This window comes from Brevibacterium yomogidense (genome assembly GCF_900163715.1).
Lineage (GTDB): Bacteria > Actinomycetota > Actinomycetes > Actinomycetales > Brevibacteriaceae > Brevibacterium > Brevibacterium yomogidense_A.
In genome coordinates, this window is the sequence record NZ_FWFF01000013.1 from 76872 (window position 1) to 100713 (window position 23842).

At 69.5% G+C, this 23842-nt stretch carries 20 protein-coding genes and 1 tRNA gene; 9 read left to right on the forward strand and 12 right to left on the reverse strand.

Annotation, left to right across the window (positions count from 1 at the left end; translation table 11 throughout):
- Positions 1-13: 13 nt before the first annotated feature.
- On the reverse strand, positions 14-445 hold the full coding sequence (gene mraZ, locus FM105_RS07605) for a division/cell wall cluster transcriptional repressor MraZ (protein ID WP_087006934.1): 432 nt from the start codon (positions 443-445) through the stop codon (positions 14-16).
- A gap of 460 nt (positions 446-905) precedes the next feature.
- On the opposite strand from mraZ, the gene FM105_RS07610 reads away from it, so the two are divergent.
- The 3 genes from FM105_RS07610 to FM105_RS07620 are packed head-to-tail and all read left to right on the forward strand — an operon-like array spanning position 906 to position 5334.
- Positions 906-1856, forward strand: coding sequence for an AAA family ATPase (locus FM105_RS07610; protein WP_087006936.1), 951 nt, complete (start codon positions 906-908; stop codon positions 1854-1856).
- Entirely contained in the window at positions 1856-3001 is a 1146-nt protein-coding gene (locus FM105_RS07615; protein ID WP_101599286.1) for a DUF58 domain-containing protein, read from the forward strand. The genes FM105_RS07610 and FM105_RS07615 overlap by 1 nt, the downstream gene beginning before the upstream one ends.
- Positions 2998-5334: a transglutaminase family protein gene (locus tag FM105_RS07620; protein ID WP_179207116.1), complete on the forward strand. Its 2337-nt coding sequence runs from the start codon at positions 2998-3000 to the stop codon at positions 5332-5334. The genes FM105_RS07615 and FM105_RS07620 overlap by 4 nt, the downstream gene beginning before the upstream one ends.
- 243 nt (positions 5335-5577) lie before the next feature.
- On the opposite strand, the gene FM105_RS07625 is transcribed toward FM105_RS07620, so the two are convergent.
- Together FM105_RS07625 and dinB are read right to left on the reverse strand one after the other, a co-directional pair.
- Entirely contained in the window at positions 5578-5991 is a 414-nt protein-coding gene (locus FM105_RS07625; RefSeq protein ID WP_087006940.1) for a DUF3040 domain-containing protein, read from the reverse strand.
- A 117-nt stretch (positions 5992-6108) separates the two neighbouring features.
- Positions 6109-7383, reverse strand: a complete 1275-nt coding sequence (gene dinB / locus FM105_RS07630; RefSeq protein ID WP_179207117.1) for a DNA polymerase IV — start codon at positions 7381-7383, stop codon at positions 6109-6111.
- Between the two features lie 29 nt (positions 7384-7412).
- Between dinB and FM105_RS07635 the strand changes: the two genes are divergently transcribed.
- Both FM105_RS07635 and FM105_RS07640 read left to right on the forward strand, forming a co-directional pair.
- Positions 7413-7952 (forward strand): hypothetical protein, encoded by a 540-nt coding sequence (locus tag FM105_RS07635; protein WP_101599283.1) that lies wholly within the window; start codon positions 7413-7415, stop codon positions 7950-7952.
- A complete protein-coding gene (locus FM105_RS07640) occupies positions 7949-9055 on the forward strand; it encodes a polyprenyl synthetase family protein (RefSeq protein ID WP_087006946.1) in 1107 nt (368 codons plus the stop codon). The genes FM105_RS07635 and FM105_RS07640 overlap by 4 nt, the downstream gene beginning before the upstream one ends.
- A gap of 45 nt (positions 9056-9100) precedes the next feature.
- Here FM105_RS07640 and FM105_RS07645 read toward each other — a convergent pair whose 3' ends face one another.
- Positions 9101-9457 carry an Rv2175c family DNA-binding protein gene (locus FM105_RS07645; RefSeq protein WP_087006948.1) on the reverse strand — a complete coding sequence of 119 codons (357 nt, stop codon included), beginning with the start codon at positions 9455-9457 and terminating at the stop codon, positions 9101-9103.
- Positions 9458-9611: 154 nt separating this feature from the next.
- Between FM105_RS07645 and FM105_RS07650 the strand changes: the two genes are divergently transcribed.
- Together FM105_RS07650 and FM105_RS07655 are read left to right on the forward strand one after the other, a co-directional pair.
- Complete coding sequence (locus tag FM105_RS07650; RefSeq protein WP_179207118.1) at positions 9612-10685, forward strand: transglycosylase SLT domain-containing protein; 1074 nt, start codon at positions 9612-9614, stop codon at positions 10683-10685.
- Positions 10682-12703 carry a protein kinase domain-containing protein gene (locus tag FM105_RS07655; protein ID WP_087006952.1) on the forward strand — a complete coding sequence of 674 codons (2022 nt, stop codon included), beginning with the start codon at positions 10682-10684 and terminating at the stop codon, positions 12701-12703. The genes FM105_RS07650 and FM105_RS07655 overlap by 4 nt, the downstream gene beginning before the upstream one ends.
- A gap of 40 nt (positions 12704-12743) precedes the next feature.
- Here FM105_RS07655 and FM105_RS07660 read toward each other — a convergent pair whose 3' ends face one another.
- The 5 genes from FM105_RS07660 to gcvH are packed head-to-tail and all read right to left on the reverse strand — an operon-like array spanning position 12744 to position 17273.
- A complete protein-coding gene (locus tag FM105_RS07660; protein WP_256970293.1) occupies positions 12744-13811 on the reverse strand; it encodes a threonine aldolase family protein in 1068 nt (355 codons plus the stop codon).
- Complete coding sequence (locus FM105_RS07665; protein WP_087006953.1) at positions 13808-15208, reverse strand: class II 3-deoxy-7-phosphoheptulonate synthase; 1401 nt, start codon at positions 15206-15208, stop codon at positions 13808-13810. The genes FM105_RS07660 and FM105_RS07665 overlap by 4 nt, the downstream gene beginning before the upstream one ends.
- A gap of 42 nt (positions 15209-15250) precedes the next feature.
- The gene (locus FM105_RS07670) at positions 15251-15886 is read right to left on the reverse strand and encodes a bifunctional nuclease family protein (protein ID WP_087006955.1); all 636 of its coding nucleotides are present in this window, start codon (positions 15884-15886) and stop codon (positions 15251-15253) included.
- 11 nt (positions 15887-15897) lie between these two features.
- On the reverse strand, positions 15898-16869 hold the full coding sequence (locus FM105_RS15045; protein ID WP_087006957.1) for an FHA domain-containing protein: 972 nt from the start codon (positions 16867-16869) through the stop codon (positions 15898-15900).
- The gene (gene gcvH / locus FM105_RS07680) at positions 16869-17273 is read right to left on the reverse strand and encodes a glycine cleavage system protein GcvH (protein WP_087006959.1); all 405 of its coding nucleotides are present in this window, start codon (positions 17271-17273) and stop codon (positions 16869-16871) included. The genes FM105_RS15045 and gcvH overlap by 1 nt, the downstream gene beginning before the upstream one ends.
- A 184-nt stretch (positions 17274-17457) precedes the next feature.
- Here gcvH and FM105_RS07685 point away from each other — a divergent pair.
- Positions 17458-17534: transfer RNA gene (locus tag FM105_RS07685), tRNA-Pro, on the forward strand.
- Between the two features lie 89 nt (positions 17535-17623).
- On the opposite strand, the gene FM105_RS07690 is transcribed toward FM105_RS07685, so the two are convergent.
- From FM105_RS07690 to FM105_RS07700, 3 genes are read right to left on the reverse strand one after another with little or no spacing between them, the layout of a single operon-like run.
- Entirely contained in the window at positions 17624-18226 is a 603-nt protein-coding gene (locus tag FM105_RS07690; protein WP_218777926.1) for a DNA-3-methyladenine glycosylase I, read from the reverse strand.
- 2 nt (positions 18227-18228) lie between these two features.
- Positions 18229-18954 (reverse strand): alpha-ketoglutarate-dependent dioxygenase AlkB family protein, encoded by a 726-nt coding sequence (locus tag FM105_RS07695; protein ID WP_087006963.1) that lies wholly within the window; start codon positions 18952-18954, stop codon positions 18229-18231.
- 8 nt (positions 18955-18962) lie between these two features.
- Positions 18963-19793, reverse strand: coding sequence for a thioesterase family protein (locus FM105_RS07700; RefSeq protein ID WP_087006965.1), 831 nt, complete (start codon positions 19791-19793; stop codon positions 18963-18965).
- A 149-nt stretch (positions 19794-19942) separates the two neighbouring features.
- Between FM105_RS07700 and FM105_RS07705 the strand changes: the two genes are divergently transcribed.
- Positions 19943-23842 carry a Pls/PosA family non-ribosomal peptide synthetase gene (locus FM105_RS07705; RefSeq protein ID WP_087007058.1) on the forward strand — a complete coding sequence of 1300 codons (3900 nt, stop codon included), beginning with the start codon at positions 19943-19945 and terminating at the stop codon, positions 23840-23842.

Sequence of the window (23842 nt, forward strand, 5' to 3'; positions counted from 1 at the left end):
CAGCGCGTATTCGTCAGATGACCCCGGGGATCACCTCGTCCGAGCGATCCGCGAAGCCCTGCTCCGTCTCCGCCAGGTACTGCTCCCAGGTGGGGGCGTCCCAGATCTCAGCACGGTTCCCCATGCCGATGACGGCCACATCGCGGTCCAGCCCTGCGTACTGCCGCAGGGCCTGCGGAACGGTGACCCGGCTCTGCTTGTCGGGCTGCTCCGCAGACGCCCCTGAGAGGAACACGCGCAGGTAGTCCCTTGCGCTCTTGCTCGTCATGGGCGCCGCTCGCATCTGCTCGTGGACGCTCTCGAACTCCCTGGTGGAGAAGACCGTCAGGCAGCGCTCCTGCCCACGGGTCAGCACCAGGCCGTTCGCCAGCTCCTCACGGAACTTCGCGGGAAGGATGAGGCGGCCCTTGTCATCAAGACGCTGCGCATGCGTACCGAGGAACACGGTGCCTCACCCCCTTCGGATCCCCTGGGGGCTCCGATGGCTCCCACTGTACTCCACTTGCCTCCACAGTTTGCCGCATTCGACCCCGTTTTGCCTAGAGGAACAATGTTTGCCCAGGTCAACCGGGTGGAGGGAAGTGGGACGAACCGAGCGGAGCCGCATTTCCAGGCGTGTCGCGGGACGCGGAGCAGCCCCACATCGGCCGCCCGACCACCCACCCCGCACACCGCGCCTCTCCGGCATCCACGCAGGTGAGAGGGGTATAGCGCTCGTCGCGCCGCGTGCCTCCCGCGCGCCTCTGAGCACGGTGGAGGCGAGTGGAGGGCGCGAGTGGAGGTGAGTGGGGAGAGCCGGGGAGGGCGGTGGGGAGCACTGGCCGGAGGCGCTCAGCGGAGGCAAGTGGGGTGACCCCGCACACGCGAAGTGGAGCAGTGCTGGCCTGTAGGGGAGAATGGGCGCCATGACCGCGCTCGGGAACGACCACATCACGCACATCCAATCCGTCGCACAGAAGTCGCGTGCGGCGATGAACAGCGTGCTGGACGGCAAGGATCACGCTGTCCGCACTGCGCTCATCACCCTGTTCTCCGGAGGACATCTCCTCCTCGAGGACGTTCCGGGCGTGGGCAAGACGCTCCTGGCCAAGGCGCTCGGGCGAGTCGTCGGCGGAAGCGTCCGCCGCGTCCAGTTCACCCCGGACCTCCTGCCGTCCGACGTCGTCGGTGTGAGCATCTTCAACCAGGAGACACGTGCGTTCGAGTTCCGCGCGGGCCCGGTGTTCGCGAACGTGGTGATCGCGGACGAGATCAACCGCGCCTCCCCCAAGACGCAGTCCGCGATGCTCGAGTGCATGGCGGAGAACCAGGCGAGCGTCGATGGCACGACGTACCGCATGCCGCAGCCCTTCATGGTCGTCGCGACCCAGAACCCCGTGGACATGGAGGGCACGTACTCTCTCCCGGAGGCGCAGCGCGACCGCTTCACCGCGCGCATCTCGATCGGCTACCCGTCTTCAGCCGCAGAGTCGGACATGCTCGACCACCACGTCGAGTACGACCCCCTGGCGCAGACCTCTGCTGTGACGACCCTCGACGAGGTGACGCAGGCGCGGGACCTCATCCGCCACGTGCAGGCGACCCCGGAGCTGCGTGCGTACATCGTGTCCCTGCTGGACGCGACGCGGAACGACCCCGCCATCGCGTTGGGATCGTCACCCCGCGCCGGCGTGCAGCTGCTGCGGACGGCCAAGGTCCTCGCCGTGCTCGGCGGACGCGGCTATGTCACTCCCGACGACGTCCAGAGCCTGGCCGTCGACGTCCTCTCCCACCGCATCGTCCCGCGCGAGGGCGACGACCCCCAGCTCGCGGCGTCCATCGTGGGGGACATCCTCCGCCGGGTGCCGGTGCGCTGATGCGTCCCACCGCCTCCGGGCTCATCTTCCTGCTCCTCGGGGCGGCGCTGGGGATCGCGGCCTACCGCTTCTCTCTCCCGGGCATGCTCCCCGCGGGCCTCCTCCTCGTCGCGCTCGTCATCCTGTCCGGGCTCGTCGTCGCCGTCGCATCGGGGCGCCTCGCCGTGGCCCTCTCGTCACGGACCCGCCATGTGGACGGCAGCCCGCTGACCACGGTCGGCAAGGAGGCGCAGATCGACCTGAGCGTCCAGAACAGGACCCCGCTCCCCGTCGGGTCGTTCACACTGGATCTGCGCATGGAGGACGGCTTCGGCCCGGACCGGACGCTGAAGCTCCCGGGCCTCTCCGCGCGCGGAGAGGACGGAGCCTCGGTCACCGTCATCCCCACCCGTCGCGGCATCAGCGGAGTCGCGGACGTCGGCCTGCGCATCGACGGGCCCTTCGGCCTCGTCACCCGCCGTCGGCGGACCGGCACCCGCCTCACGGTCGCGGTCGCAGTGCCGGACCAGCGGCTCCCGGTGCACGCCGCACCGCGGACCAGCCTCGACCAGTCGGATTCCGACCGCCTGCTGCGCGGCACGTCGACGCTCGACTTCCACACGCGCGAATACGTCCCCGGTGACGACATGAGGCACGTCCACTGGTCGTCGACGGCGCGCCTGGGCGAGCTCATGGTCCGCGAGCGCGCCCATGAGGAGACGCCCACCGCCGTCATCCTGCTCGACACTCTCGGCGCAGACCCCGAAGGGCACGGCGCGGACATCGCGGTGACGGCCGCAGCAGCCGCTGCGCTCCACCACCTCGACAGGGACTCGGAGGTGATCTTCTGGTCGGGCCCGACCCGGCTGCTCCTGGCCAGCGGACGAGGACGCGACGCGGTCCGACTCGAATCCGCTCGTCACCCCGCCGGTGCCCAGGTCCCCGACGACACGAACGTTCCGAAGTCCGCATGGCACGTGTCCATCTGCGCCCTGTCGACCGCACGCGCCGATGCCCTCAGCTCGAAGCTGCCACGCGGGCAGGCACGCTCCCGGTTCGTCGTCGAAGAGCTCGACGACGATGGGGTGAGCCTCGACACCACACTGTTCGGCGGTGCCCTCAACGTGCCCCACCAGTGGCGCCGGGACGCGGGAGCAGTGCGATGAGCGCCGGCCCCACGACGGCTCCCGCGCCCCCGTCTCCCACGGCCGACGGGTCTCCCCAGAGCGGCGTCGGAGCACGTCACGACACCGCCCCCTGGCTCCCCGCGGTCTGCACAGCGCTCGCGATGATGCTCGCCGCCTACAGCGTGAGCGCGATCTTCGCCGACTGGGCATGGCTCCCGCCGACGCTCGTCATGATCGCGCTCGTCGTGGTCAGCGGCGCGCTGCTCCGCGCGATCCCCGCGATCCGCGCCACCGGATCCGCGGTCCTCGGCCAGTGCATCCTGGCCGTCATCGCGGCCCTATACCTCTGCGTCCCGTCCGCCATGCCGTTCGGCGTGCCGAGCCCGGGCGCATTCGCCGAACTCTTCTCAGTCCTCGGCTCCGGCATCGACGACATCTATGCGACCACTGCCCCGGCGCCGTCGACCCCGGGCTTCACCGCGATCCTGGTCGTGGGCATCGGCCTCATCACGATCCTCATCGACGGTCTCGTCGCCGATCTGCGCGCGCCGAAGATCGGCGGCATCCTCCTGCTGCTCATCTGGATCATCCCGGTGTTCCTGGCCGGCCCCCAGCTGGCGTGGCATCACTTCGCGGCGATCGGCGGCGCCTTCGTCGTGCTCATGCTGTCGCGCTACCTCGCGGTGCGCATGCGGAGAGCCGCAGCCTTCTCCATCGTGGCCGGTGCTGTTGCGCTGGTGCTGGGCGTGGGGCTGCCGATGCTGCTCCCGCCCGTCGCCCAGCGTCCGCAGCAGCCGCTCGGGCAGCCCGAGGACATCACGGTCATCAACCCGTTCCTCGACCTCCACGCCGACCTCGATCAGTCGAACGACCAGGTGGTGTTCACCTACTCCACCGATGATCCGCTGGCACCTCCGATCCGACTCACGAGCGTGAGCGCGTTCGACGGCACGACGTGGATGCCGGAGCCCTTCGACATCGATCCGTTCGCCGTCGCCGCGGACGGACTCCCCCGGCCCGCGGGCGTCGCCGCCGACACTCCGGTCGTCGAGCGGTCCGCGCAGATCTCGATCACGGACCTCGATGAGCAGCACCTGCCGGCGCCCTACGCGCCGTCCTCCGTGGACGGAGTGGAGCGGCGGTGGATCTACGATCCGTCCACACTCACGATCGTCGGCAACGGAGTGCTGTCCACCGACGCGGAGTACACGGTCGACTATCGGTCGGTCGAGCCCACCGTCGACCAGCTCGTGGAGGCGGAGCCCGTCGACGAGGACGAGTTCGAGTCCGCACTCGAGCTTCCGGACGACGTCCCGGACGTCATCGGCACGACTGCGCAGGACGTCACGGAGGGATCCGAGAACCAATGGGAGTCCGCCGTGGCGCTGCAGGACTGGCTCCGCAGCGACGAGTTTGAGTACTCCCTCGACGCGCCGGCCGACGCGTCGGGGTCCGCACTCGAGGACTTCCTGCGCGATCGTCGCGGATACTGCGTGCAGTTCTCCGGAGCGATGACCGCGATGGCGAGGTCGCTCGGCATACCCGCCCGGATCGGCGTCGGCTTCACGGCGGGAACGCCCACGGGCGACGGTGAGTTCGAAGTCCGCCTCAACCAGGCCCACGCCTGGCCGGAGCTCTACTTCGAGGGGGCCGGCTGGGTGCGGTTCGAACCCACCCCCGGCGGCCCTGCCGGCGACCCGCCGCCGTGGGCGGACGCCAGCGGCGGAGGCGAGGGCTCCGACGACGAGAGCGCATCCCCGACCGAGGAGACGGCCGAGGAGACGGAGACCGCTCAGGAGACGCCTCCGGCCGAGGAGGAGGAGACCGAGGCCGCCGACGACGCGGACCCGCTGTCCGGCTCTGTGCCGACATGGCTCGTCCTCACCGTCGGAGCCGTGCTGCTCGCACTGCTCCTCGTCGTTCCCGCAGTCATTCGGATCCTCATGCGCCGATCCCGCCTGTCGGGTGGAGCGACTGCCCGTGCGGAAGGCGTGTGGGAGGAGATCGCTGCGACGGCGATCGACGACGGCCGCGGCTGGGACCGCAGTCGGACGCTGCGCGATCACGAGCAGCGCCTGGCGACGGGGCTCGAGCCCGACGACGCGCAGACCCTCGCACGCGCGGCGGATGCAGCCGAAGCTCTGCGGTACGGAGGCGGCGCGGACGAACGCGCTGTGCCCTCCACCGACGAGTCCGCACGACTCATCGCCGCTCTGCGCAGCGCACGTGCTGGAGACATGGGCGTGTGGAGCCGCATCCGTGCGACGATCCTGCCGCGCAGCCTCTTCCAGCGGGTGCCGCGGGGGCGTGAGGTCTCGCGGAAGCAGGCGCCGGAGGCCGCGGCCCCGCAGACCGGTGCGGGAGACAGCTGAGGCAGGGGCCGCTCCCCCGTGGTCCGGCGGGCACACCGGTCGGGTCACGGGGAGGCGGAGCTCACGGGGAGGCAGGGCTCATGAGGAGGCGGCCCCTCGGAGGGGCGGCTTCACGGGTGCGACGGGTCCGACGCGACGCGCGCGTGTCATCTGAAGACGACTGAACCCCGGCACTCACGATCAGCTGATCGTGAGTGCCGGGGTTCGAATGACGTCAGAGCCGGCGCTCAGGCGTGAGGAATATCACTGCCCGCCGCGGCGCTTGTCCCAGCGATCCTCCATCCGGTCCATGAACCCGGAGGACTTCCGGCCGTTCTGGCCGGTCTGGCCAGTCGACGGGCCGGGCCCGCCTGCCGGGCGCGACGGCGGCGCTTCAGCGGTGGGCGTCTTGCCCGACGACAGCGCCCAGAAGCCGCCGCCCACCATGACGGCGAAGCCGAGCACACCGAGCGGCCAGATGCCCGACCAGATCGCACCGAGCACGATGGCCAGTCCGATGACGACGCCCACGACACCGATGACGACGCGAGTGGCGGACAATCCGGCCCCCGGACCGACCGGCTGATCCTCGGAGATGCTGCGGGTGAAACTGGGGTCTTCCCTCAGCTGCTGTTCGAGCTGGTCCAGCAGCTGCTGCTCGTGGTCTGAGAGAGCCATCCCGATCTCCTCGATTCGTGATCTGCGCGGTGTCCGCTGACGCGGAGCGGAATGATTCCGCGAGGCGCCGCGATACTCCTCCCATGATAGTCGCCAACCTGGGAAATAGCCCAGCCGTCATCCTCGGCGCAGCAGTGAGGCGGCCGTGATCGAGTCTCCGCCGAATCGGCGCCTCACCTCGTCGAGGGCGCGCTGGGCGTCGCTCGCCCCCTCCGCGGAGTCACCTGTCGACCCGTCGCCGGTGGTCGACTCCCCCGATTCGTCGACCTCGAACAGGGATCCTTGCCGCCCTGAGGATGCGAGGTCGGCGAGTCCGTGCGCGCGGACTCCCAGCAGTCTCACACCTGCACGATGCTCGGCCCGCAGCCTGCGCAGCGGGCCGAGCAGTGCAGTGCGCAGGTCGTGCGGGAGGTCGCTGGGCACGGGCAGCGTCACCGAACGGCTGAAGGTGGTGAAGTCCGCCAACCGGTACTTCAGCCCCACCCCGCGTGCCGTGGCGCCCTCCTTCCGCAGGCGACCGGCCACGTCGTCGCAGAGGCGGAGCAGCTCGATCTCCAGGATCTCGGGATCCCACACGTCCTCGGCGAACGTATGCTCGGCGCTCACGGAGTGGTCCTTCGGCTCACTGCGGAGCGGACGATCGTCGATGCCGTGGGCGAAGTCCCGCAGCGTTCTGCCGTGCGCGCCGAATGTCCGCGCCACCCACGCCTCGTCGGCATCAGCCAGATCCGCGATCGTGCGGAGACCGTACCGGGCGAAGGCGTTCTGCGTGCTCTGCCCCACGCCCGGCAGCGCCTCGACGGGCATCGGGCGGAGGAACGCCGCCACCTCGTCGACGGGCACGACCAGCAGCCCATCGGGCTTCGCCCGGGTGGAGGCCAGCTTCGCCACGACCTTCGTCGACGCCGCCCCGATGGACGCCACGAGTCCGGTCTCTCTCCGGATCACCGCGCGGAGGTCCTGGGCGATGCGACCCGGCGAACCCAGCCTGCGCACCGCCGAGGTCACGTCGACGTAGCCCTCATCGATGCTCACCCGGACGTAGTCGTCGGTCACCCGGGCCACGATGTCGAAGACCTGCTGCGAGTACGCGCTGTAGAGGCCCCTGGACGGAGGGATGAGGATCGCCTGCGGGCACAGCGTCATCGCTCTGCCCACCGGCATGGCCGCGTGCACTCCGTATGCGCGGGCCTCGTAGCTCGCGGACACGACCACGCCCCGGCCTCCGCTGCCGCCCACGACCACCGGTCGACCCACCAGGTCAGGACGGCTGAGAAGCTCGACGCCCACGAAGAAGGCGTCCATGTCGATGTGGAGGATCACACATCCGGCGTCGTCGGTGCCCAGTCGGTCGAGGTCGCCCCCGCCCCGGGCAAGCTGCTTTCGACTCACATCCACCCCCGCGCGGTACTCTGGTCTGCATGGTACTCCGCTCTCCCTGGACCGTGCTCGCCTGCACGGCCGCCGCACTCGCGCTCGCCGGCTGCTCCGCTCCGGAAACGGACGGCGACAGCGCTCCCCCGACAGAGTCCGCTCCCTCCGCTGAGGAGTCCGCCACCGGTGCGGGCACGGATGCTCCGGAAGAGGCCGAGACGCCCTCGGGCCCTGAGGTGCAGGCCACCAGCGGAGCGGTCGTCGACGGCTTCCCGTCTGCGATCCCGCCGCTTCCAGATTCCGAGGTGGTCCTCTCGTCCGTCCAACCGGCCGCCGACGGGCAGCCCGTCGTCGCGAACCTCACGATGCGCACCACCTCATCGGAAGAGGACGTGCTCGAGTTCTACAGCGACCACTTCGAGGACGCCGATTTCGAACCCGTGGGCGATCCCTCGTCCGACGCAGACGTCACCTCGCAGTCGTATCACTCCGATGAAGCGGGTCAGACCCTCGCCGTGAGCATCGCACCGGATCCGGACGGCGGAGACGGCCTGCTCGTATCGGTCGGCGGCAAGGTCCTTCCGTGACCGCGAGCCACGCGGACGGGCCGCGCAGCGGCAGACTGACCCCCGACACCGAGGTCCGGGCCCGTGTCGATGCGACCCTCGAGACGTTCCTCACCAGCACGGCGACGACCCTGCGGGAGATCTCCCCCGTCGCAGACAGGCTCATGGATCCGCTGCGGACGTTCACCTCCGGCGGAAAGCGCGTCCGCGCAGTCCTCACGTGGTGGGGATACGAACTGGCCGGCGGCGCTGATGCCGGAGCGATCGCGGCGGCCGCCGGATCGGTCGAGCTCCTCCACGCCGCGGCGCTGGTCCACGACGACATCATCGACGATTCGGAGACACGTCGCGGAAGACCGGCGATGCACGCCAGCTTCCGCGATGCCCACGCGCGCTTGAGCATGAGCGGCGATCCGGTCCTGTACGGAACGGGAGCGGGCATCATCGGCGGCGATCTCTGCCTCGCACTCAGCGAGGAGCTGTTCGACTCCGCCGGCTTCGCCAACGCACCGGCGGCGCGAGACGCGCACGCCGCTCTGCGCCGGGACGTCATGCTGGGCCAGTTCCTCGACATCGAGCTCCAGGCGGTGAACGCACCGCGTGCGGAGCTGCGCGAGCGCGCGGACGAAGTCCTCACGCACAAGACCGCGAAGTACACGGTCGTCCAGCCGCTGGTGCTCGGAGCAGCGCTCGCGGACGCCGACGACGCCCTGCGGGCGGCTCTCGCAGCGTTCGGGCTGCCCCTGGGCCGTGCGTTCCAGATGCGCGACGACGTGCTGGGCGTCTACGGCGATCCGCAGGTCACGGGGAAGCCCGCCGGCGACGACCTCGTCCAGGGAAAGCGGACGATCCTGGTCGCAGAGGTTCTCGACCGCGCCGCGGAGGCCGATGCACGCTGGTTCGAGGCGAGGCTGGGGGCTGAGGACATCTCCGGGGATGACGTCACCCGGATGACGGCGATCATGACCGACTGCGGGGCGCTGAGCGCATTCGAGCGCCTCATCGAGACGGAGACGGCGCGGGCGCTCACCGCGCTGGATGAGCTGGTGCGCTTGGGCGTCGCGCGCGACGATGCGGCGGTCCTGGAGGGATTCGCCGATGCGCTGACGCAGCGGCACCGGTGATCGGGCGCGCGGACACGCCGCGCACCGGCCCGCCCGATAGGCAGGTCAGAGTGCCAGTGCCTGCGCGCGCCTGCGGACCTCGCCCTTGTTCCCCGCCTGCAGCAGGTCGATGGGCCGACCGGGGAGCGTCTCGTCGGGCGTGAAGAGCCACACGATCGCCGCCTCCTCATCGAAGCCCGCATCCATCAGGGTCGTGAGCGTGCCGCGCAGGTGCTTGAGCGGCAGCGAGTCAGCGTCCAGGAAGAGCTCCGGAACCTGGAACACATCGCGGTCGCCCCGCCTCACTCCGATCAGCGCCCGGTCCTCGATGTGCCTGCGCACCTTCGAGATCCCCAGCCCGGACCGCTCAGCGATGTCGGGGAGCGGCAACCATGCGTCTACGAGTTCTTCTGATCCATTCACCCTCCCAGCCTAACGACTCGCGGCGGTCTTCCGCCTCCCCCATCGCGACACGCCTGTCAGGTGCCGCCGGTTCACTGCCCGGCCTGGATACGCTGTTCCCGTCTGCGTGATGCCGACTTCCCCCACGAGCACCGGACCACCTGCAGGACGGATGATGACATTGTCGACGGAGCACCCAGCGCCCACCGCGCGCCGCCGGGACCGAGCACGGACCTCCACCGCGCCGGATCCCTTCATGGTCTCCGCGCTGCTGTCATCGCCGGCGGACGCGCCGCAGACCCAGGAGTCGGACCACGCGCCCGCGCTCCCCCTCGACGTCGCCACAGCACCGGGCTTCACCTCCGGCACCGCGTCGGAATCCGTCCCGGCCACCCACGGCGGCCGCACGTACCGAGTCCGCAAGGGCGATGACCTGGTGAACGTCGCGGCGCGGTTCGGAGTATCGGTCCCCGCGCTCGTCGACCTCAACGGCCTGGCACGACGCCCCCAGCTGCGTCCCGGTCAGATCCTCTCGCTTCCGGAGCGTCAGGTGACCGACGGTCCCGCCACCCACCGTGCACGGCCCGGCGAAACCCTCCAGTCGATCGCTGCGCGGCACCGTCGCAGTCCAGCGGACCTGCAGCGGGCCAACGCCATGGGCACGTCGCAGCTCATCGTCGAGGGAGAGTTGCTCAGCCTGTCCGGCACGGGCGCCATGAGTGCGCGGCCGCGGACGGACGCACTGGATCTTCCGTCGCTGTCGGCCCCGACCGAGGGGTATCCGGACGACACCGCTAAGGCTGCGCGCATCAATCGACGCAGCCTGCTCGCGCGTCCGGTTCCGTCCCGCCGCGCAGCACGTGCTCTCGTCGAGCGCGTCTCCCGTGAGCTGGGCTTCGAACCGCACCTCGCACTCGCCGTCGCGCAGACGGAGAGCGGATTCAACCACGCCGTCGTGAGCCCCGGGAACGCCATCGGGATCATGCAGACGACACCGCACGCCGCGCACTGCGCGGCCCACACGATCGGACGCGCGCTCGACGTGCTCGATCCCGCCGACAACGTGACGGCCGGCGTCACGATCCTCGCGTCGCTCCTCGAGCGCGCGCAGACGCAGACAGAAGCACTCCACGGCTACTACCAGGGGCTCGCCTCCGTCCGGCTGCACGGACCGTACCGCGACGCACAGCGGTTCGCGGCGAATGTGCAGATCCTGACCGACAGGGCACGAGCGGAGGGAGGACGATGACCACGCTCACCGATCCGCTGATCGGTCAGGTGCTCGACGACAGGTACCGGATCGACGACGCCGTGGCGCGCGGCGGCATGGCGATGGTCTACAAGGGCACCGACCTGCGCCTGGACCGCGTCATCGCACTCAAGATCATGCACCGCCATCTGCTCGATGACGAGGGCTTCGTCGAGCGCTTCCAGCGAGAGGCACGATCCGCGGCGACCCTCATCCACCCCAACCTCGTCGCGGTGCATGACACCGGCCGCGACGGCGACTCCGTGTACCTGGTCATGGAGTACCTCCCCAACGTCACGCTGCGCAAGGAGCTCCGCCACAGGGGGACGCTGACTCCGCGACAGGCCGTCATCGTGCTCGATGCGATCCTCGCGGGACTCGAGGCGGTCCACTCCGCAGAGATGATCCACCGCGATCTCAAGCCCGACAACGTGCTGCTCGGCGCGGACGGTCAGATCAAGCTCGCGGACTTCGGCCTCGCCCGTGCCGTGAGCGCGGCCACCACCACGAAGACGCTCATGGGCACCGTGGGCTACGTCGCACCGGAGCTGGTCACCCGCACCGGCGCAGACGGACGCACCGATCTCTACACGGTCGGCATCATGCTCTACGAGATGCTCACCGGCTTCCAGCCGTACACCGACGACGTCGCCATCCAGGTCGCGTACCGCCACGTCCACGAGGATGTGCCGCCGCCCTCGGATGAGCGGCCCGGGCTCAGCCCGCGCTTCGACGCCCTGGTGCTGTGGGCGACGTCCCGCAACCCGGATGACCGTCCCCAGACTGCGACGGCGCTGCGCGAAGCGGTCGCGGAGGCACGATCCACTCTCACGGACGAGGAACTGGACCTCGGCCACGAGAAGGCGCTGGACGACCCCGCCTTCGCCACTCGCCCGATCCTGGTGCCGACCGCGACGATCTTCGAACCCAGCGCCGATTCCGCCCCTGTCCGCACAGGCGCCGGCACCGACGAGATCCCCTACCTCCACGACGACGAGTCCTCATCCGACGAGTCCACATCTGACGAGCCCTCATCCGACGACCCGGCGATCGTCAAGACAGGCGCCGCCGCGGCGGCGGGGTCCACGACTGATGCCGAGGCGCCGGAGACCGACCCCGCGCAGGACGGTGAGGGAGCATCCGGTGCGACGGCGGCGACCGCCGCCGGGACCTCGGCGGCGGGCTCGTCCACGACCGACGGCCGGAAGCGCAGGCGACGGCGCGGAGTGCTGGTCGCACTGATCGCGGTGCTCGTCGCCGCGGTCCTCACGGTCGGTGCCGCCGTCGCACTCACCGACCGCACCGCAGTGGTCCCGGACGTCACCGCGGGGCAGGACCCGGAGGAGTACATCAGTCTCGTCGAGGACGCCGGCCTCCGCGCCGAGACGTCCGAGGGCTACAGCGAGTCGATCCCGGAGGGACGGATCCTCGACGTGGACCCGGGAGCGGGCACCGAGCTCGACAGCGGATCCGTCGTCACGGTTACCGTGTCCCAGGGCGAAGAGCTCTTCACCGTCCCTGACGTCACCGGCTCCGCGGAGGCGGACGCACGCACGACGCTCGAATCCGCCGGCATGGTGCTCGGCAAGATCACACGCGAGTTCTCCGACGATGTGCCGGAGGGCGACGTGGTGAGCCAGGGCGAACCGGGCGGCGAGCCGGCGGAGAAGGCCACACCGGTCGACCTCGTCATCTCGAAGGGGGTCGAGCCCGTGTCTGTCCCCATCGTGACCGGACTCGACTACGACACGGCGTTCGGGAACCTCGCCCGCGAGGGATTCCGGATCTCCCGCGACGATGAGTACTCCGATGAGGTCGCGAAGGGCAAGGTCATCTCGCAGACACCCCGCGGCGGCGAGGATTCGGACGAGGGCGCGCTCGTCATGCTCACAGTGTCGAAGGGCGAAGAACCGGCGGATGAGCCGTCGGAGGACGCATCAGCCGATGAGGATGAGGAATCCGGCGACTCGGACTCGTCGGATTCCGGGTCGAGCGATTCCGGGTCGGCAGACGACTGATCGTCCGCGAGGATGACGGCGGTGTGAGGTCGAGCGACGATCAGGCCGCGTTCGCGGACTCCTCAGCGAGCTCCGCCAGGATGCGCGCGGTGTCGCGTGCGTCCTGCTCGGAGACATCCAGGTGCGTGACGAGACGGCATTCGTCCGCGTTCATCGCGATGAGGCGGACTCCCCTGTCAGCGGCCGCGCGTGCGAAGTCATCGGCGCTGACGCCTGCTCCACCGGTGCGCAGCAGGACGATGTTCGTCTCGACGGTGCTGGGGTCCACGAATGCGGGGACCGCAGCGGCAACCTCCTGAGCGATGAGCGCGGCATGCGCGTGGTCATCGGCGAGGCGGTCCAGATGGTGGTCGAGGGCGTACATGCCCGCAGCCGCGAGGATCCCCGCCTGGCGCATTCCTCCCCCATAGCGCTTGCGGAGGTAGCGCGCCTCGTCGATGAGGGCGACAGAACCGGTCAGCACGCTGCCCACCGGGGCGCCGAGGCCCTTCGACAGGCAGACGCTCATCGTGTCCACCACCGCACCCTGATCTGCGAATGAGGTTCCTGACGCGACGATGGCGTTGGCCACGCGGGCCCCATCCATGTGCATGCGGATGCCGCGGGCATCGGTGAGTCCGCGGAGCCGGCGCAGCTCGTCGATGTCCGCGATGCGCCCTCCGGAGAAGTTGTGCGTGTTCTCCACTGCGATGAGCGCGGTCCCGACCTGGTTGTACCCGCGAGCGTCCGCGGCCAGGGCGATCGCGTCATCGGCACTCAGCGTACCGTCGGGAGAGATCCACGTGCGGCTCGTGACGCCGGCGATCGCGCCGTGGCCCCCCACCTCGGAGCGCAGCACGTGTGCACGCGACTCCGCGAGGAGCTCCTGTCCCCGGCCCACGGACACGGCGACCCCCAGCATGTTCGTGAGGGAGCCCGACGCGCAGAACAGACCCGCCTCGTGGCCGAACATCTCCGCGAGACGCTCTTCGAGCGCGTTGATCGTCGGGTCCTCGGCATAGACGTCGTCGCCGACCTCCGCCTCCGCCATCGCCGTCCGCATCGCGGGGGTGGGGCGCGTGAGCGTGTCGGACCGCAGGTCGATCGTGGGCCGGGGCCGATGAGTCACGCGCGCGTGGCCTTCGTGAGCAGCTCCGCCACCTGGAACGCCATCTCGAGTGACTGATCGTGGTTGAGGCGAGGGTCGACCAGGGTCTCGTAGCGACGACGCAGGCCCTCCTCGTCGATCTCCGCTCCGCCGCCCAGGACCTCCGTGACGTCGTCGCCCGTGAGCTCCACGTGCAGTCCGCCGGGGATCGTGCCCGCTTCGGCATGCGCGTCGAAGAAGCCGGAGACCTCTTCGACCACGTCTTCGAAGCGCCGGGTCTTGAAGCCGTTGCCCGACGTGATCGTGTTGCCGTGCATCGGGTCGCACACCCACGCGACCTGCGGCAGCTCCGCCCCGACCTCGGCCAGCAGGGTGGGCAGCTTCTCGCGGATCTGGCCGGCGCCCATGCGGGTGATGAAGCTCAGGCGGCCGGGAGTGCGCTCCGGGTCGAGCTTGTCGACCAGACGCATGACGTCGTCCTTCGTCGTCGTGGGTCCGAGCTTCACACCGATCGGGTTGTGGACGCGGGACAGGAAGTCGACGTGCGCGCCGTCGACGTCACGGGTCCGCTCACCGATCCAGAGGAAGTGGCCGGACACCGCGTACGGATTGCCCGTCCGCGAATCGATCCGGGTCAGGGCGCTCTCGTATTCGAGCAGCAGCGCTTCGTGAGCGGCGAAGAACTCGACCGAGTTGATCGCATCGAAGTCCGCACCGCAGGCCGCCATGAACTTCAGCGCACGATCGATCTCGCGCGCGATCTGCTCGTAGCGGTGGTAGTTCGGGTTCGAACCGAGGAAGCCCTGGTTCCACTCGTGGACGCGCCGCAGATCGGCGAAGCCGCCCTGCGTGAATGCGCGGATGAGGTTCAGCGTCGACGCGGAGACGTGGTACGCCTGCAGCAGGCGGTTCGGATCGTGACGACGGCCTTCCGGTGTGAAGGCATGGTCGTTGACGATGTCGCCGCGGTAGGACGGAAGCGTGGTCCCCTCACGGGTCTCCGAATCCGATGACCGCGGCTTGGCGAACTGACCGGCCATGCGGCCCATCTTCACGACCGGGACGGACCCACCGTAGGTGAGGACCGCCGCCATCTGGAGGACGGTCTGGATGCGGCGCCGGATCTTGTCCGCCTCAGCATCCGCGAACGTCTCCGCGCAGTCGCCGCCGGTGAGGATGAAGGCCCTGCCCGCCGCGGCGTCCGCGATGCGGCTGCGCAGCAGATCCGCTTCGCCGGCGAAGATGAGCGGGGGAACAGCACGCAGTTCCGCCATCGCCTTCTCGAGCTCCGCCGCATCCTGATAGGTGGGCTGCTGCTGCGGATCGAGACCGCGCCATTCCTCGAGTCCTGCGAGGGTCTCCGGGGTCGCGCGGACGGATCCCACTGCATCGAAGCGCGGGTCAGCGTGCAAGCTCATATCGAGCCTTTCTCTGGTCGTTCGTGCCGAGCGCGAGGCGCGTCAGCGGCCGTCCGCGTCCTCCGCGGACGGATCGTCATCGGGATCATCGGACGGGTCGGACGCATCCGCCCGCCCGGGCTCTCCGGCCTGGTCGGGTCCTCCGGCCTGGTCGGGTTCAGCGTCGTCGGAATCCGACGCGCCGTCCGGTCCGTCTTCTGCCTCTGCGTCCGGGCTGAAGTCCTCAGCGGACACGTGATCGAGGAACTCCCGGAACTGCGCCACGGCGTCCTCATCAGGTTCAGGCGCGTCGATGCCGTCCTCATCCAGGACGGTCTCCGCCACGTAGACGGGCGCATCCGCGGTGAGGGCCAGGAGCACCGCATCCGACGGACGAGCGGAGATCTGCTTCCCATCGCTCGTGTCGATGCGCGCGTAGAACGTGTGCTCCTCGCGTCCTGTGACGGTCACCCGCTCAATGCTCGCACCGTAGTGGTCGAGGACGTCGAGCAGCAGCTGATGCGTCAGCGGACGAGCGGAGACCAGCCCCTTCTGCGTCATCTGGATGAGCGCCGATTCGGACGACCCGATCCAGATGGGCAGATATCGGGGCCGCTCGACCGCTTTGAGGACGAGGATCGGCTGATTCGCGGGGAGCTCGATCCTGACTCCGACGACTTCTACTTCGAGATCCGCCATCTGTTCCGCGCTCAGTTGGTCCGCGGACGCTGCTGGAAGATCATGCGGAACTTCCCGATCTGCACGTCCGCACCGTTCTGGAGCTCGATCGAATCGATGAGCTGACGACCCACGTAGGTGCCGTTGAGCGATCCGGTGTCCCGCAGGGTGAAGCCCGACGGCGTCCTCACGAACTCCGCGTGCTTGCGCGAGACCGTCACATCGTCCAGGAAGATGTCCGCATTGGGGCTGCGTCCCACCGTGACGACGTCCGTATCGAGCAGGATCTGTGCCCCGGCATCCGGACCGGACACGACGACCAGGAGAGCGTCCGTCTCATCGAGGTTCTGCAGATCGGGAACGGGGTGGATCTCACCCGTGTGCGGGTCGAGGATGCCGGAGAACTGCTGATTCCCCGGGCTGCCCTGCTCCTGTCCTGCTGCCATCTGCGAACCGGCCTGCGGGTCGTTCCACTGCTGCGGAGGACCGCTCTGCGTGTGGCCCTGTGAGCCGAAGGCGTGGCCGGACTGCCCGTCGGGGCTCTGGTGCTGGGGCCCGGAGCCGAACTGCCCGGACTGCGGCTGGGCCCACTGATCGCCCTGTCCCGCATAGTCCTGCGGTTCGGGCTGCGCCTGCTGGCCGTACTGCTGCGGGGGAACCTGGCCCTGCTGCTGCGCCCACTGCTGGTCGACCTGCGCCTGGCCCCATGCCTGAGGCTGCGAGCCCTGCTGGGGCTGGCTGTGCACTCCCTGGTCGTACTGCCCCTGGTCGTACTGCTGCGGGCTGTACTGCTGAGGTGCCGGCTGCTGGGACCAGTCCTGCTGGGGAACGGGCTGCGAGCTCTGGGGCTGTGAACCCTGCTGAGCGTCGTACTGCGGTTCCTGCGGAGCAGCCTCCGGCTCACCCTGCTGCCCGAACGGGAAGACATGTGGTGTCGCGGACGTCGACTCCTGGCCCTGCCACGGCTGCTGGCCGTCGGGGAACCCGCCGTTCTGCTGAGACATCAGGCTCCTTCGCTTTCGACCGCCGCACGGTATGCGGCGCTGTCCATCAGTGCGTCGACCTCTGCCGGGTCAGACAGTCGGACGTCATAGATCCACCCGCCCGAATACGGGTCGGAGTTGATCGTCTCCGGTGCGTCCTCGAGCGCTTCGTTCACCGTGATGACTTCACCGGAGACCGGGGCGACGAGGTCGGACACGCTCTTCGTGCTCTCCACCTCACCACTCGACTCACCAGCGGTGACGGTGTCCCCGACCTCAGGCATGTCGACGAAGACGACGTCACCGAGTGAGTCCTGTGCGAAGTCCGTGATGCCTACCCGGACGACCGAATCGTCGTCGGTTCGGTCGACCCACTCGTGCTCTGCGGAATAGTGCAGGCCTTCGGGAAAGGTGAGATCAGCCATGTCAACTCCTCCTCGTCAGGTCAATCCACCCCAGCATAGCCGCATCGGTGGCGCAGATCGCATTCCGGTGACGCGGACTGCGCGACTTCCCAGCACACCCCGCGCCGCGCGGGGCGCTGTCAGCAGAATTTGCCCTCCCACTCAGCATTCGGATAAGGTCATCCTCGGTTCACAGCGGAATCGACGGGCTATGGCGCAGCTTGGTAGCGCGCTTGACTGGGGGTCAAGAGGTCGTGGGTTCGAATCCCGCTAGCCCGACCATCTGAGGAATGCCGGGACATCGTGCAGACGATGTCCCGGCATTCCTCATTCACACTCATCACTCGAGCTGACCGAGTGCACCGAAGCTCTCACGCGTCCCACACCCCGGATGTCCCCCTCCTGTGGGATCCCACGAGATGCGTGTCGACGATGCCCAGCGCCTCCATGAGGGCGAACATCGTCGTGGGTCCCACGAACCGGAAACCCTCGCGCCGCAGGGCGCGGGCGAGCGCACGCGACTCGTCCGACTGCGTGGGGACCTCCGCGAGAGTCTGCGGTCGGGGCGTCTCCTGCGGCTGGAAGGACCAGATCAGCTCTGCGAGTCCTCCCCGCTCCCGCAGGGAGACCGTCGCCCGTGCATTGCCGACGGTCGCGAGGATCTTCGCGCGGTTGCGGACGATGCGGGCATCGGCGAGCAGGCGTGCGATGTCCGCATCGTCGAACCCGGCGACCGCGTCGGGATCGAAGCCCGCGAAGGCCTCACGGAACGCGGGGCGCTTCCTGAGGATCGTCGCCCAGGACAGTCCGGATTGGAACGCCTCGAGGCTGAGGCGCTCGAAGAGCCCCCGCTCGTCACGGACCGGCATCCCCCATTCCGTGTCGTAGTACGTGCGCAGGAGCGGATCGTGCGCTGCCCACGGCGGTCGTGCGAGGCCGTCGTCCCCCACGACCGTGCCCTGTGTCTCCGCCATCGTCATCCTTCCAGGCCCGTCTCCCGCAGTGTGATGTTGAGGCGGCCCGATTCCAGTCCGACGCCCGCCGGAGCTGTGCCGGGGTGGACCGCGGGCACAGCGTGGAAGGCCATCCGTGAGGGGCCGCCGAAGACGAACAGGTCGCCGGATTCCAGGACGATGTCCTCGTACGGCTTCGTGCGCGTCTGCGTGTTGCCGAACCGGAAGGTGCACGAATCCCCGATCGACAGGGACACGACCGGTGCGCGGGACCTCTCGTCCCGGTCCTGGTGCATCCCCATCCGCGCAGCGTCATCGTAGAAGTTCACGAGCGCGGTGTCCGGTGTGTAGTCCCCCTCGAGATGGGGGGTCTCCTCCGACATGCTCGCCTGCTCTCCATACGCCGCCTCGATCGCGCTGCGCCCCAGGCGGATCATCCAGTCGGGCATGTCGAGGACCGCGTTCCCATTCACGTCCACGGCATCCCGCGAGTACGCGTAGGGGCGCCAGTGCCATCCCAGGCACACGGTCTCCACGCTCATCTCGTGGCCGCGGATCTTCGCCGACCGCGGCGGGACCGGCCCCGCCGCCCACTCGTGGAAGCGGTCGACCAGCCAGGCTTGCTGCGTCGGGGTGAGGAATCCTGGGACCCAGACGGCACCCGGAGCCAGCTCCCGGCGGGGCCGCGGAAGCAGGTCCTCGCCGAACAGTGCGTCGTCGAACCGGGCACCTTCGCCACTGCCACCCATCCGCCGACTCACACGCCCTTGAAGTACACGAGCTGGGTCGTCGTCGCGAGCAGCTCCCCGTCCTCGCCCCACACGTGACCGATCTGGTCGAAGTGGCCCTCATGGAAGCGCGAGGCCGCCGCCCGGCACAGGAGGTGCTCGCCCTGGGCTGCCAGGGCCTCCGGTGCGGTGTGGAAGTACACGGTGTAGCTGACTGTCCCCGCCGGCGACGGTGTGCCCGTCCGGGCGAAGATCCGCGGGAAGAACACGTCGCAGGCTGCCGCGAGGGACACGTGGTCCCACGGCCGCGGCTGCGTCTGCGACACCCACATGAGGGTCTCCGACGATTCGGAGGCCGCAGTCGGAACCCCGGACACGATGCGGAAGACGTAGTTCTCCATCCACGGCAGTGCCATCTGGTACGGGGTGATGTCGACGTCCGCGGGCGCGGGGACCTGCGGGACGGACAGCTCTGTGTCGGTGAACGTCTCGCGCCCCCGGGCTAGCAGCGCGGTGCCTGTGAGCACCGTGCCCGACTCCTGATCGATGCGCACGGTCCAGTGCTGGTTCGAGCGATTCGTCCGCACGGGGTCGACGACGATGTCCATCGTCCCCTCCTCGACCGGCGCCGCGAAGTTGAGGGTGAGCGCGGCAGGGCGCCCCTGCGCCCGCGGATCCGCTGTGATGCCGGCGAGCGCCTGCGCCGCGGTCGCACCGCCGTAGGGGCCCACCATGTTCGCCCACGCGGGATGGGTCCTCGCGGTGACCGTCCGGGGGCCCTCAGGCCCTGCATCGGGCGTGGACTGCGCCCCGTCGGTCGGAACTTCCAAGGCGATGAGTGCATCGAACGTGTGAGTCATGAGCCGATCGTATCCGGGCTCACACCGGGCAGCACTCCGTCCTGCCCGACACCCTCCGTTCACCTGCTGCGGATATCATCGATCCGTCCATCTCGCAGAGCAGGAGACACCGACACGTGACCCACCTCCCCCACGAGTCTCCGACGGAGATGCACTCGCCGCAGTTCCCCGCCGGCGATCGGGCGCCTTCTGCCCGCACACTCATCGATCTGATCATGGAGACCGCTGCCGCGCACCCGGACTCGCCCGCCATCGACGACGGGACGACGGTGCTGCGGTACCGGGAGCTGCTCGAGACGATGCGGGACCGCGCACTCGCCCTGGCAGATGCCGGGGTGGGGCCGGGCGACACAGTGGGCGTGCGCGTCACGTCCGGGACGACGGACCTCTACACGGCCATCCTCGGCATCCTCATGGTCGGCGGCGCCTATGTCCCCGTCGACGTGGACGATCCGGATGAGAGAGCGCGCACCGTCTTCTCCGAGGCGGAGTGCGCCGCTGTGGTCACCGACGGGTTCACGATCGACGTCCGGCACCGCCGCACTCCGGACCAGGTCCCCCCGCTCAGAGCACCGGAGCCGTCCGATGACTGCTGGGTGATCTTCACCTCGGGCTCCACCGGCACTCCGAAGGGCGTCGCAGTCTCGCATCGCTCCGCAGCGGCCTTCGTCGACGCCGAGGCGAGGATCTTCTGCAGCGCGGAGCCGCTGCGGCCCGGCGACCGCGTGCTCGCCGGCCTGTCCGTGGCGTTCGACGCGAGCTGTGAGGAGATGTGGCTCGCGTGGAGATCCGGTGCCTGCCTGGTGCCCGCACCCCGGTCACTCGTGAAATCGGGCATGGATCTGGGCCCGTGGCTCGCGAACCGCGGCATCACGGTCGTGTCCACCGTGCCGACCCTCGCATCGCTGTGGCCCGCGGAGACCCTCGCGAACGTCCGACTGCTGATCTTCGGCGGGGAAGCGTGCCCTCCTGAACTGGCTGCCCGGCTCTCCGACGAGGATCGCGAGGTCTGGAACACCTACGGCCCGACCGAGGCCACGGTCGTCACCTGCGCGGCTCCACTCGATGGATCGGACCCCGTGCGCATCGGACTGCCGCTGGACGGATGGGACATGGCGATCGTCGACCCGGCGACCGGCGTCCCGGTCGCCGACGGGGCCACCGGCGAGCTGATCATCGGCGGCGTCGGCCTGGCCCGCTACCTCGACCCCGCCAAGGACGCGGAGAAGTACGCGCCCATGCCCACTCTCGGGTGGGAGCGCGCATACCGCTCCGGGGACCTCGTCGTCATGGACCCGGAGGGCCTCATCTTCGTGGGCCGCGCAGACGAGCAGGTGAAGCTGGGCGGCCGCCGCATCGAACTGGGAGAGATCGACGCCTCACTCCAAGCGCTGCCCGGAGTGGCCGGCGGCGCCGCCGCTGTGAAGGACACGCCCGCCGGCATGCAGCTGCTCATCGGGTACCTCGCCCCGGAGATACCCGGCGACGATCGGCGGGAGGACTGGACCGCACTGCTGCGGCAGGAGCTGCCCCCGGCACTGGTGCCCCGGCTGGTCCTCGTCGACGACCTGCCCACGAAGACCTCCGGCAAGGTCGACCGCAATGCACTGCCGTGGCCCCTGCCCGGTGAAGAGCCCGCAGACGGCGACCGCGACGAACTGCCCGAGTCCACGCGCTGGTTCGCGGACCAGTGGGAGGCGGTGCTGGGCACCGTGCCCACCCTCGACTCCGACTTCTTCGACTCCGGCGGCGGGTCACTCGCAGCCGCCCAGCTGGTCTCCCGCCTGCGCACGCGCCACGCCGGTGTGACGGTCGGCGACGTGTACTCCGTGCCCCGCTTCGGTGCGCTCGTCGACGTCGCCTCAGAGACCGACGATGCGGCGCCCGCGCGCGCTCGCCGGACGATCACGCGCACGCGGTACTCGATGCAGGCGCTCCAGACCCTGCTCGGCATCCCCGTCCACGTGCTCGCCGCGATGAAGTGGGCTGTGCTCGCGCTGGTCATCGTGAATCTCGCGGGTCTGGCGGGGATGGAGGTCCCGACGGTGAGCTGGTGGCTCATCGTTGCGCTCTTCGGCGTGTTCGTCACCCCGTGGGGCCGCATGCTCATCTCCGCGGGGGCAGCACGAGCGCTGCTGCGCGGAGTCTCACCTGGCACGTACCCGCGCTCCGGCTCCGTGCACCTGCGCCTGTGGCTCGCGGAGCACGTGGCGGACCTCGCCTCAGCCGTCTCCGTCGCCTCGGCGCCGTGGGTCACCTGGTACGGCCGGCTGCTCGGAAATCGGATCGGCCCGAACGTCGACCTGCACTCGATCCCGCCCGTCACCGGGATGCTCACACTCGCCGAGGGCGCCTCCATCGAGCCGGAGGTCGACTTCAAGGGCTGGTGGGTCGACGGCGACGTCGTCCACATCGGCCCGATCCGAGTGGGCGAGTACGCGGTCGTCGGCGCCCGTTTGACGCTGCTGCCCGGCTCGCGGGTGGGAGCAGGAGCCGTCGTCGAGCCCGGATCCGCTGTGAACGGGAAGCTGCGCCGGGGGCAGGTGTACTCCGGTTCGCCTGCCATGCGGGTCCGCAAGGCTCAGATCGACTTCCCCGAATCGCCTCCTCGCCGTCGGCGCACCCCCTTCCTGCTCTATGCGATCGGCTCCGTCCTCCATGCCGCCATCCCCCTGCTCGCCGCCGTCCCCGGTCTGGCTCTCATGTTCGCCGTGTCCGGTCCCGAGGCCGCGGTCACGCCCCTCGTCCTCCTCGCCTGGTCCCCCGTGCTCGGCCTCACCTGGTTCGCCACCACGGCGCTGCTGATCGTGCTGGCGGTGCGCGCACTGGCGATCGGGATGAAGGAGGACGTCGTCCCGGTGAGGTCCTTCGCGGGCTACCGCGTGTGGGCGACGGAGCGGATCATGGACATGGCTCGCGACCTCCTCTTCCCCCTCTACGCAGGGCTCCTCACCCCGGTGTGGCTGCGGCTGCTGGGCGCGAAGGTGGGACGAGACGTCGAGGTGTCGACCGTGCTCCTGGTGCCGTCGATGACCACGATCGCGGACGGCGCGTTCCTCGCGGACGACACGATGGTCGCGAGCTACGAGCTGGGCAACGGCTGGATGAGGGTCGGACGGGCGAAGGTGGGCAAGCGCGCCTTCCTCGGCAATTCCGGTATGGCTGCGGCCGGTCGACGTGTTCCGAAGAACGCACTCGTCGCCGTGCTGTCCGCTGCACCCACCAAGGCCAAGAAGGGCTCGAGCTGGATCGGCTCCCCACCCGTCGAGCTCCGTCGCTCGGAGGTCGCGGCCGACTCCGCGCTCACGTACAAGCCGTCGGCCCGCCTGCGTCGCCTCCGGGGGATGTGGGAGACGCTGCGCCTGCTGTCGGTCATCGCCGGGGCGCTCGTCGTCACGGGCGTCATCGGCGCTCTCATCGGACTCCACTCGGCACTCGCGCAGACCCTCTCGAACACCGCCGCCGCGGTCGTCATGCTCCTCCTGTCCGGTGTCGTCATGATGCTCGCCGGGGCGGTCGCCGCGGGCATCGCAGTCGCTGCGAAGTGGATCTGCGTGGGACGCATCCGCCGATCAGAGCATCCCCTCTGGTCATCGTTCATCTGGCGCAGCGAGCTCGCGGACACGTTCGTCGAGCTCGTCGCCGCACCCTGGTTCGCGCGCACGGCGGTCGGCACACCCGCGCTCGTCTGGTACCTGCGCGCGCTGGGCGCGAGGATCGGGCACGGCGTGTGGTGCGAGACGTACTGGCTGCCGGAGGCCGATCTCGTCTCCCTGGGAGACAACTCCACCGTCAACCGGGGCTGCGTCGTCCAGACCCACCTCTTCCACGACCGCGTCATGAGCCTCGACACCGTCACGCTCGACCCGGGCGCCACGCTCGGCCCGAACAGCGTCATCCTGCCGGCCGCAACCATCGGAGACGCGGCCACCGTCGGACCCGCGAGCCTCGTGATGCGCGGTGAGTTCGTCCCGGCGAATGCGTACTTCATGGGCAATCCGGTCGTACCCTGGATCGATGCGCCCACCATCCCCTCCGAGGAGGACTGA

Excerpts from the sequence above, each read along its gene's own strand:
- FM105_RS07615 (WP_101599286.1), top strand. The coding sequence starts at position 1,856 with ATGCGTCCCACCGCCTCCGGGCTCATCTTCCTGCTCCTCGGGGCGGCG.
- FM105_RS07705 (WP_087007058.1), top strand. The coding sequence starts at position 19,943 with ATGCACTCGCCGCAGTTCCCCGCCGGCGATCGGGCGCCTTCTGCCCGC.
- FM105_RS07620 (WP_179207116.1), top strand. The coding sequence starts at position 2,998 with ATGAGCGCCGGCCCCACGACGGCTCCCGCGCCCCCGTCTCCCACGGCC.
- FM105_RS07655 (WP_087006952.1), top strand. The coding sequence starts at position 10,682 with ATGACCACGCTCACCGATCCGCTGATCGGTCAGGTGCTCGACGACAGG.
- FM105_RS07695 (WP_087006963.1), bottom strand. The coding sequence starts at position 18,954 with ATGGGTGGCAGTGGCGAAGGTGCCCGGTTCGACGACGCACTGTTCGGC.
- gcvH (WP_087006959.1), bottom strand. The coding sequence starts at position 17,273 with ATGGCTGATCTCACCTTTCCCGAAGGCCTGCACTATTCCGCAGAGCAC.
- FM105_RS07700 (WP_087006965.1), bottom strand. The coding sequence starts at position 19,793 with ATGACTCACACGTTCGATGCACTCATCGCCTTGGAAGTTCCGACCGAC.
- FM105_RS07665 (WP_087006953.1), bottom strand. The coding sequence starts at position 15,208 with ATGAGCTTGCACGCTGACCCGCGCTTCGATGCAGTGGGATCCGTCCGC.
- FM105_RS07635 (WP_101599283.1), top strand. The coding sequence starts at position 7,413 with ATGGTACTCCGCTCTCCCTGGACCGTGCTCGCCTGCACGGCCGCCGCA.
- FM105_RS15045 (WP_087006957.1), bottom strand. The coding sequence starts at position 16,869 with ATGTCTCAGCAGAACGGCGGGTTCCCCGACGGCCAGCAGCCGTGGCAG.
- FM105_RS07690 (WP_218777926.1), bottom strand. The coding sequence starts at position 18,226 with ATGGCGGAGACACAGGGCACGGTCGTGGGGGACGACGGCCTCGCACGA.
- FM105_RS07670 (WP_087006955.1), bottom strand. The coding sequence starts at position 15,886 with ATGGCGGATCTCGAAGTAGAAGTCGTCGGAGTCAGGATCGAGCTCCCC.
- FM105_RS07610 (WP_087006936.1), top strand. The coding sequence starts at position 906 with ATGACCGCGCTCGGGAACGACCACATCACGCACATCCAATCCGTCGCA.
- FM105_RS07625 (WP_087006940.1), bottom strand. The coding sequence starts at position 5,991 with ATGGCTCTCTCAGACCACGAGCAGCAGCTGCTGGACCAGCTCGAACAG.
- FM105_RS07650 (WP_179207118.1), top strand. The coding sequence starts at position 9,612 with ATGACATTGTCGACGGAGCACCCAGCGCCCACCGCGCGCCGCCGGGAC.